The sequence below is a fragment of the Flavobacteriales bacterium genome (assembly GCA_016715895.1).
GTDB lineage: Bacteria > Bacteroidota > Bacteroidia > Flavobacteriales_F > PHOS-HE28 > PHOS-HE28.
The window spans coordinates 235,847-248,735 of the sequence record JADJXH010000003.1; the positions used below are offsets into that span (position 1 = coordinate 235,847).

At 64.0% G+C, this 12,889-nt stretch carries 14 protein-coding genes and 1 pseudogene; 6 read left to right on the forward strand and 9 right to left on the reverse strand.

Going from position 1 to position 12,889, the window contains the following annotated elements:
- The first annotated feature begins 3 nt into the window (after positions 1-3).
- Entirely contained in the window at positions 4-1,074 is a 1,071-nt protein-coding gene (locus IPM49_01175) for a branched-chain amino acid aminotransferase (GenBank protein ID MBK9273136.1), read from the forward strand.
- Positions 1,075-1,078: 4 nt separating this feature from the next.
- Here IPM49_01175 and IPM49_01180 read toward each other — a convergent pair whose 3' ends face one another.
- Positions 1,079-1,567, reverse strand: coding sequence for a histidine phosphatase family protein (locus IPM49_01180; protein MBK9273137.1), 489 nt, complete (start codon positions 1,565-1,567; stop codon positions 1,079-1,081).
- Between the two features lie 13 nt (positions 1,568-1,580).
- On the reverse strand, positions 1,581-2,024 hold the full coding sequence (locus tag IPM49_01185; GenBank protein MBK9273138.1) for a hypothetical protein: 444 nt from the start codon (positions 2,022-2,024) through the stop codon (positions 1,581-1,583).
- Positions 2,025-2,768: 744 nt separating this feature from the next.
- On the opposite strand from IPM49_01185, the gene IPM49_01190 reads away from it, so the two are divergent.
- From IPM49_01190 to IPM49_01200, 3 genes are all read left to right on the forward strand, one after another.
- Positions 2,769-3,632 (forward strand): fibrobacter succinogenes major paralogous domain-containing protein, encoded by an 864-nt coding sequence (locus IPM49_01190; GenBank protein ID MBK9273139.1) that lies wholly within the window; start codon positions 2,769-2,771, stop codon positions 3,630-3,632.
- Between the two features lie 155 nt (positions 3,633-3,787).
- Positions 3,788-4,258 carry an Hsp20/alpha crystallin family protein gene (locus tag IPM49_01195; protein ID MBK9273140.1) on the forward strand — a complete coding sequence of 157 codons (471 nt, stop codon included), beginning with the start codon at positions 3,788-3,790 and terminating at the stop codon, positions 4,256-4,258.
- Between the two features lie 92 nt (positions 4,259-4,350).
- Positions 4,351-4,695, forward strand: coding sequence for a ribose-5-phosphate isomerase (locus tag IPM49_01200; protein ID MBK9273141.1), 345 nt, complete (start codon positions 4,351-4,353; stop codon positions 4,693-4,695).
- A 9-nt stretch (positions 4,696-4,704) separates the two neighbouring features.
- Here the strand turns inward: IPM49_01200 and IPM49_01205 are convergent, their stop codons facing one another.
- Together IPM49_01205 and IPM49_01210 are read right to left on the reverse strand one after the other, a co-directional pair.
- Positions 4,705-5,550 (reverse strand): restriction endonuclease, encoded by an 846-nt coding sequence (locus tag IPM49_01205; GenBank protein MBK9273142.1) that lies wholly within the window; start codon positions 5,548-5,550, stop codon positions 4,705-4,707.
- 283 nt (positions 5,551-5,833) lie between these two features.
- Positions 5,834-6,859 (reverse strand): alpha/beta hydrolase, encoded by a 1,026-nt coding sequence (locus tag IPM49_01210; GenBank protein ID MBK9273143.1) that lies wholly within the window; start codon positions 6,857-6,859, stop codon positions 5,834-5,836.
- A 206-nt stretch (positions 6,860-7,065) separates the two neighbouring features.
- Between IPM49_01210 and IPM49_01215 the strand changes: the two are divergent.
- A pseudogene (locus IPM49_01215) lies at positions 7,066-8,288 on the forward strand (IS256 family transposase).
- Positions 8,289-8,601: 313 nt separating this feature from the next.
- Here IPM49_01215 and IPM49_01220 read toward each other — a convergent pair.
- A complete protein-coding gene (locus IPM49_01220; GenBank protein MBK9273144.1) occupies positions 8,602-8,931 on the reverse strand; it encodes a type II toxin-antitoxin system PemK/MazF family toxin in 330 nt (109 codons plus the stop codon).
- Positions 8,916-9,113 (reverse strand): hypothetical protein, encoded by a 198-nt coding sequence (locus tag IPM49_01225; protein MBK9273145.1) that lies wholly within the window; start codon positions 9,111-9,113, stop codon positions 8,916-8,918. The genes IPM49_01220 and IPM49_01225 overlap by 16 nt, the downstream gene beginning before the upstream one ends.
- Positions 9,114-9,320: 207 nt before the next feature.
- On the opposite strand from IPM49_01225, the gene IPM49_01230 reads away from it, so the two are divergent.
- Complete coding sequence (locus IPM49_01230) at positions 9,321-9,467, forward strand: hypothetical protein (protein MBK9273146.1); 147 nt, start codon at positions 9,321-9,323, stop codon at positions 9,465-9,467.
- A gap of 70 nt (positions 9,468-9,537) precedes the next feature.
- Here the strand turns inward: IPM49_01230 and IPM49_01235 are convergent, their stop codons facing one another.
- From IPM49_01235 to clpB, 3 genes are read right to left on the reverse strand one after another with little or no spacing between them, the layout of a single operon-like run.
- The gene (locus IPM49_01235; protein ID MBK9273147.1) at positions 9,538-9,879 is read right to left on the reverse strand and encodes a type II toxin-antitoxin system PemK/MazF family toxin; all 342 of its coding nucleotides are present in this window, start codon (positions 9,877-9,879) and stop codon (positions 9,538-9,540) included.
- Positions 9,876-10,175, reverse strand: a complete 300-nt coding sequence (locus IPM49_01240; protein ID MBK9273148.1) for a hypothetical protein — start codon at positions 10,173-10,175, stop codon at positions 9,876-9,878. The genes IPM49_01235 and IPM49_01240 overlap by 4 nt, the downstream gene beginning before the upstream one ends.
- A gap of 44 nt (positions 10,176-10,219) precedes the next feature.
- Positions 10,220-12,877, reverse strand: a complete 2,658-nt coding sequence (gene clpB / locus IPM49_01245) for an ATP-dependent chaperone ClpB (protein MBK9273149.1) — start codon at positions 12,875-12,877, stop codon at positions 10,220-10,222.
- Positions 12,878-12,889 lie beyond the last annotated feature (12 nt).

Below are 12,889 nucleotides of genomic sequence, written 5' to 3' on the forward strand. Positions count from 1 at the left end.
TGCATGATCACTACCGGGCAAAAGATAGCCATCCACCGCACCGAGCGCTCACGGCTGCCGGAGACCGACCTGGCCCACGTGAAGTTCGGTCGCGTGTTCAGCGACCACATGTTCGTGATGGACTACCAGGACGGTCGCTGGCAGGATGCGCGCATCACCCCCTTCGCCGACCTGGTGATGAGCCCGGCCGCATTGGTGCTGCACTACAGCCAGACCATCTTCGAGGGGCTCAAGGCGTACAGGACGCCCGAGGGCGGTGTCCAACTCTTCCGCCCGCAGGCCAACATCGCGCGCATGAACCACAGTGCGCATCGCATGTGCATGCCGCAGCTGCCCGAGGAGCTCTTCCTGGAGGCGCTCGTGGAACTGGTGCGGCTGGACCGTGGCTGGCTGCCCACGGACAAGGAGGGTTCGCTCTACATCCGTCCCTTCATGTTCGCCAGCGACGAGTACATCGGGGTGAAGCCGAGCGACACCTACACGTTCATCATCTTCACCTGCCCGGTGCAGGCCTATTACCAGGAACCCGTGCGGGTGAAGATCGAGACCACGTACAGCAGGGCCTTCCCGGGCGGAACGGGCGAAACGAAGTGCGGCGGCAACTACGCCGGTGGCCTCTATCCCGCCAAGCTGGGCCAGGACAAGGGATTCCACCAGCTGGTGTGGACCGACGGGCTCACCCACCAGTACATCGAGGAGAGCGGCACGATGAACGTGTTCTTCAACATCGATGGCACACTGGTGACGCCTTCACTGGACGGCACGATCCTGAAGGGCGTCACGCGGGACAGCATCCTGCGCATCGCGCGCGATCAGGGCGTGCCGGTGGACGAGCGGCGCGTGAGCGTGGAGGAGGTGGTCTCAGCGGCGCGCGCCGGCAAACTGCGGTCGGCCTTCGGGGCCGGCACCGCGGCCACCATCGCGCACATCGCCACCATCGCGCACGGCGACGAGGTGTTCGAACTGCCCATCGTGGAGGAGCGCACCGTGGCCAACGACATCGGCCGCACGCTTGATGACATCCGCCGCGGCCGCGTGAGCGACCCCTACGGCTGGATGGTGCCCGTGGCGTAGGCGCTCAGTGCAGCTTCGGAAAGTCCTCCCAAAGCAGACGGCCCGCTCCGCGGCCCACGTCGGCCCACCGCTGCACGTCCAGTCCCAGGCACACCGTGTGGCAGGTGGCCATCTCGCCGGTGGCGCGGCATAGGACGTACGCGAAGCCACTGATGCCGGGGTTGTGGCCGAAGAGCATCACGGTGGTGGCACTGTCGGGAAGCGCATGCACGATGTCCAGCAGCGTGTCCTCCACCGCATGGTAGGCCTTGGGCACGGGCACGATGTCCCGCTCCGGGATGGCGAGCGCCGAAGCGAAGGCCTGCGCGGTCTGCCAGGCGCGGCGTGCGGTGCTGCTCACCAGCAGGGGTGGAGGAAGGCCACGTCGCACGAAGCGCTCCGCCATCGCCGGCGCGTCGCGTTCACCACGCGCGTTCAGCGGTCGGTCGAAGTCGCTCTGCCGTGGATCGTCCCAGCTGCTCTTGGCGTGGCGGGTGAGCAGGAGCGTGCGCATGACGGCGCGGCGATCAGTGCGCGTGGTAGCGCTTCAGCCCCTCCACCAGACCGTTCAGCAGCAGCGTGTGGTCCATGCTGGGGCGCAGGGTCACCTGCACGGCGTGCGCATCACTGAACTGGGTCAGGCGACGGCCGGCCTTGCTGATGGTGAGGTGGAGCGTGTCCGGATAGGCGCCGGTGAAGTGCAGGTCCAGCGGTTCGCCACCGGCCATGCGCAGCACGTAGTGCGGGTAGTGGTTCACAGCGTCCTTCCAGCCATCGTCCTCCTCCAGCACATGGCCCTGCTCGCGGAGGTCGGCGGCCCATTGGTCCATGACGAATAGCAGCACATCCTCCACGAAGACCTCGGGGTCGGTGGGGAGCTGGTGTTGGCGGTGGTCGATCGGGGCCAGCAGGCGCGAACGCGTGCGGCGCAGGGTGGTGGACAGGTCGTCCAGTTGGGCGGTGAAGGTCATTTCGTTCGTCTCTCGCTCGTACTTCGGGGGGCAAACTAGTCCCGTCAGGGATCGCGGGGCCGGTTGCGCATCCCGTTTTTTTGCACGATCGATCGCACGATCCCTGATGCTCAGCCGGTGGGGCTGTGGATGAACGGGCTGAGCCGGGCGCCAGGTGCGCGGGTGTGGAGTGCAGTGCGTGATGGTGCAAGGGCGCGCTGTGGTCTGGCTCCCGCACGCGCGGCCCCGGTGTTCGAGCACGACCACTACCTTGGATGAACCAACCTCGCCGTGATGACCTTCCGATCCGCCCTCGGCGCCTTCTCCCTGACCCTGCTTGCCGCCGGCCTCCACGCGCAGAGCGTCACCCTCACCTTCACCGCCGAGCTGAACGGGGGGCACATCCCCTTGGACAGCGTGTGGGTCATCAACCTCACCCAGGGCGGGGATACGGTGCTGCATGCACCGGACACCGTGCTTGTGCTGGACATCAGCACGGCCATCGGATCGCCCGGATCCGAGGCGTTGACGGGACTGAGGCTGAGCACCCCGCGCCCGAACCCGTTCGAGGAGCAAACGCAACTGGTGGTGACCGTGGCCGGGGAAGGAGCGCTGGAGCTGACCGTGCTGGACGCGGTGGGCAAGACGGTGTCGGATCTGCGTCGGCGCGTGGGGCCGGGTCAGCACACCTTCAGCTTCGCCGGCGGTCCGGTCGGGCTGCTGTATGCGGTGGCACGCTGGAACGGAGAACGGACCGTGCAGCGCATGGTGGGCCTGTCATCAACGTCGCAGCCGGGTGTTCTGCACTGGGCGGGTTCAAGTCCGCTCCAGGTCGTCGGGCCGAAGAGCTCGTCCTTTCCCTGGCAGCCGGGGGACACGCTTCGCTATCTCGGATATGCATCGGATACCATCGGGCCGCTGAGCGCCTTCATCGAGGATGATCCCATGTCCTCCGCTACGGAGCTCTTTCAGCTTGCCCGTGGGCTGGTGTGCCCGGACAGCCCCTCGGTGACGGACATCGATGGCAACACCTACGGGACGGTGAAGATCGGCAGCCAGTGTTGGATGGCGGAGAACCTCAAGACCACGCGCTACCGCGATGGCATCTCAATCCCCAACGTCACGGACAATACCACCTGGGCCCAACTCAACACCGGCGCCTGGTGCGATCACGGCAACAACGCGGCCAACGACACCATTCATGGTAAGCTCTACAACTGGTACGCTGCGGCCGACCCCAACATCTGCCCCCAGGGCTGGCATGTGCCCACCGATGCCGAGTGGCATCAGTTGGAGCAGTTCTTGGGCATACCGAGCGCCGAGTTGAACAGCCTGGGATTTCGAGGAGCTGCGCAGAATGCAGGAGGCGAAATGAAGGCCACCACCTTGTGGAACGCCCCCAATCTCGGCGCCACTGACGGGAGCGGTTTCTCAGGCCTTCCCGGCGGCCTCCGTTACGGCGGCTATGGCCACTTCGACGGCTTAGGCGGCAACGGCTACTGGTGGAGCGCCTCGGAGAGTAGTGCGGCGTCCGCCTGGTTCCGCTTTCTTTACTTCAATAATGCAGGTGTGTACAGGTCCGGCTACTCCAAGAGATTTGGGTTCTGTGTGCGTTGCGTCAGGGATTGATCCCGCGCGGCGGGTGCGCGGTTCCGACCCCTGGGATGCCCCGTTATTCAGGCGGGCTCAGCCGCCAGCCGGTCGATCCTTGACCTTCGTCATGGACAAGGGCTGAGCGGGTGTGCACCTTCGGGGCAAGCTTCAATCACTAACCGATCGACGCCATGTCAACGCTCATTCCCTCCCGCCGTTCCCTGCTCTCCCGATTCTTCGATGACGATGCCTTCGGCTTCCCGGAGGGTTTCCTCGATGATGCCGGGCTGATGCCCGCCCGCGTGTTCGACCGGCCTTTCTTCAAGGAAATGAAGATGCCGGCGGTGAACATCAAGGACAACACCGACCACTTCGCCATCGAGCTCGCCGCGCCCGGCTACAAGAAGGACGACCTGAAGGTGACCGTGAAGGACGGCCTGCTCACCATCGCCAGTGAGAAGAAGCACGAAAGCGAGGAGGAGAAGAAGGGTTACACCCGCAAGGAGTTCAGCTACGCGTCTTTCAGCCGGTCGTTCGTGCTGCCGGACAACACCGATGCCGACAGCCTGAAGGCGAACTTCACGAACGGTGTGCTGAAGCTCACCTTGAACAAGACCAAGGCCGTGCCCGAGAGCAAGGCCAAGGAGATCGCCATCCACTGATCGGCGAACGCCGGCCCAGGGGAGGGGCGGGGCGCGGGAGCGTTCTGCCCTTTCCCGTTCCCGGCCGCCTCGCGGCGCAGTAACCTTGCTCCATGCCGACGGTCTACACGGTGTACGTCATCGAGCTCAGCCGGAAGGTCTTCACCGAGAACTGGAAGTTCCGCGCGGCGAACCCGCAGTACACCGGTGCGCTCGAATGCCTCTACGTGGGCATGACCAGCAAGACGCCGCAGGAACGGTTCAAGCAGCACAAGACCGGCGCGCTGAGCAAGAAGGGACACGACCTCAGCAGCGCCATCGTGAGGAAGTACGGGCGCTACCTGCGTCCCAGCCTGTACCAGCAAATCGGACCGTTGAACCGGGCCGAAGCGCTGGAGGTGGAGAAAGGCCTCGCGCTGGAGCTGCGGCGGAAGGGGTATGCGGTGTGGACGAATTGAGCGGGCGCATCACGGCAGGCTGTGGCACAGTGCTTCGCTTTCCTGGATGACACGGGCCTCGCGTGTTCCGCTCACCTGCGCAAGGCGCAGCGCATCGGTCTGGTCCATGATGTCGCGGGCCAGCACCAGCCCTGCGGCCAGCAGGTGCTCCTTCTCCGCCCTGGTGAGGCTGCTGAGGCAGGTGAGCGGATAGAGCCCGCTGCGGTCGATGCGATGCTTGAGGCTGCCTTTGGCCGGATGGTCCCAGCCCAGCATGCGAAGACCGGCGCATTCACCGTAGCGCAGCGCATCGCTCGTGAAGCGCGTGTTCGTGACCAGCCATCCCTGGGTGAAGCGATGGCCGTTGCCGGGCTCGCCGCGCCACCGCTCGGTCACATCGTCGAAGCGCGCCTTGATGTAGAGCGGCACCTTCACATCGCACACGCGGCCCGGCGTGTTGTGGTACTTGCATTCCACCAGGAAATGCTGAGGCCCTTTCTCAGCCACCACGTCGACCTCGTGCTGCACACAGCGGCCCTCCACCAGCACGTCCACCTGCACAGCGTAGCCATCGTGCTGCAGGATGCGGGCGATGAAGCGCTCGAAGGGGAAGCCCGATGGCCCCAGGTCGAGGATGGCCTGCTTGAGGCGGTAGCGCGCGGCGCTGGGCCTGCTGTGCCTGCGAAGCAACTTGAACGCCAGCCGGTAGATCCGGTGCGTGCTCAGGCCGGGCACCAGCCGCGGCTGAAGGTCCTTGAGCACCTGGGCCGCGGTATCATCATCGGCACCCGAGCGTCGCAGCGATGACCGAAGCTTCTCCGCGTCGAAGGGCACCACGGACCCATCGGCCTTGGTGACGAGCAGGGGGGAGGACATGCGGTGAAAATAGGCAGGTGCCGATGGCCGCGGCCGCCGGCACCTTTCGCACCATGGACTTGGTGCGAACGGCGATCGTACGCATCGGCCCCGACGACCGGACCGGAACGGGTTGATCATCCGCCGTGGATGCCAGCTCCTCAGGGTCCGTTGGACTGCGCGCTATCCGCACAGGTCCGGGCGGGGTCGTTCCAGCTCAGACCTGACCGTTCCGTAAGTGGTGAGTGATGAGGACCGCCAGGGAGGGGCCTCGGCGTCGTGCGTAGGAGTCGGACCAACGGGGCTACCGGGACGCAGGTGGATGTGTCCGTGCCTTCAGGAACTCAAGCGTCATCGCGAAGGCCTGTTGAGCTTCGGGCTCGGCCAGACGGAACTGGTATTCGTGGGGCAATGCGGGCGAATGGTCATCGGGGAAGAACAGGCTGGTCACCGGTACACCCAGTTCCTCGAGCCGGGTGGCCATGGGACGGCTCTGGTGCGCGGTGAGGGGGTCGCCGTTGCCACCGCTGATGAAGACGGGTGGGAATGCCGACGTGGCGTGGTGGATCGGTGACATCGCCCGCAATGCGTCCTCCGCAGGCTTGCGCTCGCCGAGATAGGCCCAGGGCAGGATGTTCGCCAGATAGCCTAAAATGCCGCCGGCGTCGTTGGCACGCTGCACATACATGGGCATGTCGTAGAGCCCGCAGTGCAGGATCAACCCGCGCAGCTGTCCGGGACCCAGGGTGGGGGCAATGCCGACCGCCTTCGCATGGTCCGGGTTGGAAATGGTCGCTGCGGTCTGCGCAGTAAGCTGCGCACCGGCGCTGTCGCCCGCCATGAACACCCGATCCATGTCCGCTAGGAAGCGTGCGGCATTCGCGCGGATATGGGCCAGGGCTGCATTGATCTGGTGCAGCGGTGCAGGATAACGGTGCTCCGGGGCCAGGCCGTAGTTGATGGCGATCACCACGTACCCTTCATGGGCCAGGTGCATCAGGTAGCCGCGCATCTCGCTCTTGTCGCCACCGATCCATCCGCCGCCATGGGTCCAGACCACCACGGGCAGTCGGTGATCCCCGCCCATCATCCGCTGCGGGATGTAGATGTCCATGCGGGCATCAGGGTCGCCGGCCGTGTACACTTCATCCAGGATCACATGCACATCGTTCCGCTCGAAGGGCACCAGTCCCTGCCGCATCTCCTCACCGCCTTTCTTGAAGGTGATCCGGACCACCATGGCGCCGGGCCACACGCTGAGCGAGAAGGCGAGCAAGGCTGCGAGCACGATGCTGAGCAAGGTGAATGACAAGCGCTTCAGGATACGCATGGGCGAGGGGGCGATAACGGATGAAGGTAGCGTCCAACGCGATATCGGTACGGCGTTGAGTCGGAAGGTCATGTCAGAAGGAACGCAAAGAGGGCGACCCCGGCTGCTAGGAGCTCGGGCACGCCCTCTTTGCCTTGTTGGATGTTAAAGTGGAGACTGTTCAGTAAAGTGTGTCAGGCCGGATTGCGAACTTCAACACCTGACCCATGGAGGACAAGACGGACAAGTTCGATTACGAAGCCTTCGAGAAGGAGGCCATGAAGCAATTGCTACTGGGCAAGCCCTTGAGCGGCAGCGATGGGGTGCTGACCCCGCTGGTGAAGCGACTGATGGAGGCCTCGCTACGGGGCGAGCTGAGCGCTCACCTGGCCGAGGAGCCGCCTGGAGGTAACCGGCGCAACGGACATGGGCGCAAGCGGGTGAAGACCGCCCACGGAGAGGTGGAGATCGCCACGCCGCGCGACCGTGAGGGAACCTTTGACCCGGTGCTGCTGCCCAAGCGCGAGCGCGTGCTGAACGCCGAGCTGGACATGAAGATCATCAAGCTCTACGGGCTTGGGATGAGCCAGCGCGACATAAGCGACCATGTGCGGGACCTGTACGGCATCGAGGTGAGCGAGGCCACGATCAGCGCGGTGACCGACCAGGTGATCGCCGATGTACAGACCTGGCGGCAGCGGCCCTTGGAGGCGCGCTACGCGATCGTGTGGCTCGATGCCATCCACTTCAAGGTGAAGCAGGAAGGGCGCGTGGTGAACAAGGCCGTATACACCGCCTTGGGCGTTGGCCCCGATGGCCACAAGGACCTGCTGGGCCTGTACGTGGGGCAGAGCGAAGGGGCCAAGTTCTGGCTGGGCGTGCTGGGCGACCTGCGCCAACGCGGCGTGGAGGACATGCTGATCGCATGCATCGACAACCTGAGCGGCTTCTCCGACGCGATCTCCTTGGTGTACCCACAGAGCGATATCCAGCTCTGCATCGTGCACCAGGTGCGCAATACCCTGAAGTACATCAGCTACAAGCACTACAAGGAGGTGGTCAAGGACATGCGGGCCATCTACCGGGCCCCTGGTGAGCAGCAAGCGCTGCATGCCCTGGAGGTCTTCAGCGACAAATGGGGGAACGCTACCCGCAGGCGGTGAGCTCCTGGCACACCAACTGGCCGCTGCTGGCCAGCCAGTACCGCTACAGCGAGCGCATCCGGCGGCTCATCTACACCACCAATCCCATCGAGGGCTTCCACGCTCAGCTGCGCAAGTACACCAAGACCAAGCGCGTCTTCGACAACGACATGGCCCTGCTCAAGCTGCTCTATCTGGCCCAGCAGCGCATCGTGGAGAAAATGGCCGCCAAGCCCATCTTCGCTTGGAGGGAGATAGCCGCCGAGCTACGCCTGCTCTTCGGCCCACGCTTCGATCCACAGGCGATCAACACCGATCAACAGGTTCTGAGTCTCCCCCGGACCCCCTCGTTCAAAACCCAACAACATCAACATCATCAGCAATAACGATGATGACACACTTTATCTAACAGACCCTTAAAGTGCGCTTCGGTGGTCAGGCGCTGGCTTTCTCCTTCCTCGCCTTCCCGTTCCCGTTGCTATCCCGGCCTTCGAGCCGGGACTCCTTCTCCGCGATCGGCTTGCGCACCTGGCCTGGCGAGGTGAAAGCTTTCGAAACGCCCTGGGGATCGGCCACCTGAGGCTTGCCGGTCTCCAACGAGCCGGCGATGAGCTGCCCTGATCAGGCAATGAGCTTGAAGATCTGCTCGGCGACCTCTTCGTACTTCGCATCACTGATCCTTCCTGCGACGTTTCGGATGATGCGCTTATCCGCAGTGAAGATCTTGTTCGGCCGAATGTTGCTGGCGATCGGAAGACGACCGTTATCGAAATCGGCCTCCGTGAGCGGCAGCTCCAGGCCATCCCGCTTGGACTGGCTGGTGATCTGGCAGAGCATGATGTCATCGCCACCCCAGTCAGCGACAACGAGCGCTGGGCGCCGCTTGCTACCGGTCAGATCCGAGAACGGGAAGGGGATGACGACCACATCACCTTTCATAGCCCCGCCCAGGCTTGGTCCTCCTCCTCATCGTCCCAGTCCTTGCCCAGGCTCGGTTCGCTGGCGATGGTCAATGCCGCTGTGTCATCCAGAAGCTCCTTGAGCAACACCTTCTTCTCCTGGGTGGAGCATTGCCTGATCCACGCCAGCACTTGGCTGATGGAGACCGGGAGGTTGTGCTCTGAAGCATGCATGGCCTAACGAAGATAAGGCGTGTCGTTAGGCTTCCGCCTTTGCCTTCTTCTTCCCGTTCCCGTTCGCCTTCTCCGCCTCCTTCTCGTCCACAGGCTTCCGCAGTACGATCTTTCCATCGAACACATCGATCACCTGCGGCTTCCCGGTCTCCTATATGCCGGCGATGATCGGCGCTGCTCAGCTCGTTCAACAGCTCCTTCTGGATCATGCGCTATGGGTCGCGCGCCGATCCCGCAGGGCGGGACAGGATCTGCGGGTCGAAGCCGGTGGTGGCGTTATGGGCGATCATCTACTCGCTGGTGAACAACGAACACCTCGATCGGGTGGCCCGTATCACCAACGCCCTGCGATAACCCCGCATATGCGCACCTGGCCAGGCGAGGTGTGGGCATTCGAAACGCCCAGGGGATCGGCCACCTGCGCTTACGCGTGCTGCACTATCCACGTTGCCAGCCGCTCGCGGACCTGGCGAAGGGTATCCGGGTCGATGCTGCCGATCCGCCCCTCGATCCAAGTAACAGGCACCACATGCGCATGACCCAAGCGGATGACACCGGGGAAGCCGAGCCGTGCCATATCGAACGAAGGATCCCCTCGGTCGATCACGATGTCCAGGTCAGGCACGGCCAGTCCAACGCTGCCGCTGATACCCACGACCAACCAGTCGCCGAAGGGAGGGAAGGCGGCAATGAGCACGGCCGGGCGTGGCTTGTGTCGCCCATCGCTCTGTGGCAGCGCCACGCGCACCACCTCACCAGCTTTCACTTGCCGTATTCCGGGTTGGGCTCAAGCAGGGTGATCCCGCTGATGTCCGGCTCGTCGGTACCATAGGCGCGCTCCATGCCTGCGGCGGATATGCGCTGCCAGAAGGCACGGTCGGCTTCGCCAGCAACGGGTCCAAGTCGTGAGGCGATGGCCTCGCGCTCCTCGTTCGTCAGGGGCTCTTTGTTGCCTTTGCCTTGCAGCAGCTTCTTGAAGCCCCATAACGCCTTCAGCAGGCCTTGGTCGTCCAGCTTGCTGATCCATGCGATCAGCTCGTTCCGCAGGCTTTCGGTGCTCATGGGATCACGAATGTACGGGTGAGGTGATGGGGGCGTGCCATGACTTATACCTCCGCTTTCGACTTCTTGGCCTTCCCGTTCCCGTTCGCCTTCCGCTCTTCCTTCGCATCCACGGGTTTCCGGAGCACGATCCGTCCGTCGAACACATCGATGACCTGCGGTTTGCCGGTCTCCAGGGTCCCTGCGATGATCTGCTTGCTCAATTCGTTCAGCAGCTCCTTCTGGATCATGCGCTTGATGGGTCGCGCGCCGAACTGCGGGTCGAAGCCGGTGGTGGAGATGTGGGCGATCAGCTCCTCGCTGGGGATGAGGTGGATGTCCTTCTCCTCCAGCTTCTGCATCAGCATGTGCAACTGCAGCTTCACGATCTCGCGTACATCCCCCTGGCTCAGCGGACGGAACATGATCAGCTCGTCCACCCGGTTGAGGAACTCGGGACGCACGGTCTTGCGCAGGAGGTCCATCACCTCGCGCTGGGTCTTCTCCACGACCTCCTCCACGTTCTTGCGCTCCAACCCTTCGAAGTTCTCCTGAATGATGTGCGAGCCGATGTTGCTCGTCATGATGATGAGGGTGTTCTTGAAGTTCACCACCCGGCCCTTGTTGTCGGTGAGGCGGCCGTCGTCGAGCACCTGCAGCAGGATGTTCCACACGTCGGGGTGGGCCTTCTCGATCTCGTCCAGCAGCACCACGCTGTAGGGCTTGCGGCGCACGGCCTCGGTGAGCTGGCCGCCCTCGTCGTAGCCCACGTAGCCCGGAGGCGCCCCGACCAGTCGGCTCACGCTGTGGCGCTCCTGGTACTCGCTCATGTCAATGCGCGTCATGGCTTGCTCGTCGTTGAAGAGGATCTCGCTGAGCGCCTTGGCCAGCTCGGTCTTGCCCACGCCCGTGGTGCCCAGGAAGATGAAGCTGCCGATGGGGCGGCGTTCATCGCCCATGCCGGCTCGGCTGCGGCGCACGGCGTCGGCCACGGCACGCACGGCCTCGTCCTGACCGATCACCCGCTTGTGCAGCTCGTCCTCCAGCTTCAGCAGTTTGGTGCGCTCAGCCTCCAGCATGCGCGTCACGGGGATGCCGGTCCAGCGGCTCACCACGGCGGCGATCTCCTCCACGTCCACCTCCTCCTTGATCATCTTGCTCTCGGCCTGCAGCGCGAGCAGTTCCTGCTTGGCGCTCTCCAGTTCCTTCTCGGTCTCCTGGATGCGGCCGTAGCGGATCTCGGCCACCTTCCCGAAGTCGCCCTCGCGCTCGTACTGCTGCGCCTGGTGCTTCAGCTCCTCGATCTTGTCCTTGGCGCTGTTGATGCGGTCCACCAGCTGGCGCTCGCTCTCCCAGCGGGCCTTGAAGCCGTCGCGCTGGCCGCTCAATTCAGCGAGTTCCTTGTTCAACTCGGCCAGCTTGGCCTCGTCGTTCTCGCGCTTGATGGCCTCGCGCTCGATCTCCAGCTGCATGATGCGGCGGTCGATCTCGTCGAGCTCCTCGGGCTTGGAGTTGATCTCCATGCGCAGCTTGCTCGCGGCCTCGTCGATCAGGTCGATGGCCTTGTCCGGCAGGAAGCGGTCGGCGATGTAGCGTGTGCTCAATTCCACGGCGGCGATGATCGCGGCGTCCTTGATCAGCACCTTGTGGTGGCTCTCGTACTTCTCCTTCAGGCCGCGGAGGATGGAGATCGCGTCCTCGCGAGAGGGCTCATCCACCATCACCTTCTGGAAGCGGCGCTCCAGGGCCTTGTCCTTCTCGAAATACTTCTGGTACTCGTTGAGCGTGGTGGCGCCGATGCTGCGCAGCTCGCCGCGGGCCAGGGCGGGCTTCAGGATGTTGGCGGCGTCCATGGCGCCCTCGCCACCGCCCGCACCCACCAGGGTATGGATCTCGTCGATGAAGAGGATGATGTTCCCTTCCGAGGCGATCACCTCCTTCACCACGGCCTTCAGGCGCTCCTCGAACTCACCCTTGTACTTGGCGCCGGCGATCAGCGCGGCGATGTCGAGGCTGAAGACCTGCTTGCCCTTGAGGTCCTCGGGAATGTCGCCGCTCACGATGCGCTGCGCGATGCCTTCGGCGATGGCGGTCTTGCCCACGCCGGGTTCACCGATCAGGATCGGGTTGTTCTTGGTGCGGCGGCTGAGGATCTGCAGCACGCGGCGGATCTCCTCGTCGCGGCCGATGACCGGGTCGAGCTTGTTGTCCTTGGCGAGCTGGTTGAGGTTCTTGGCGTACTTGTTCAGCGCGTTGTAGGTCTCCTCCTGGCTTTGGCTGGTCACCTTGCTGCCCTTGCGCAGTTCCTTGATGGCCGCGATCAGGTCCTTCCTGGTGACGCCGTTGTCCTTCAGCAGCTGGCTCACGGTGTCGCCGCTGTCCAGGATGCCGATGAGCATGTGCTCCACGCTGGCGAACTCATCGCCGAACTCCTTCAGCGCGGCGAGGGCCTTGGTGAGCGCATCGCTGCTGTAGCGCGAGAGGCTGATCTGCCCGCCGCTCACTTTGGGGTATAGCCCGACGATGCGGTCCAGCGCCTGCGTCATCGCGGGCACGTTCACGTTCATCTTCTTCAGCAGGAAGGGGGTGACGTCGGGGTCCACCTCCAGGATGCCCTTGAGCAGGTGGCCGTTCTCGAGCATCTGCTGGCCGTATCCGGTGGCGATGGTCTGCGCCTGCTGGATGGCCTGCTGGGAGCGGACGGTGAATTTGTTGAGGTCCATGGTGGGTTCGGG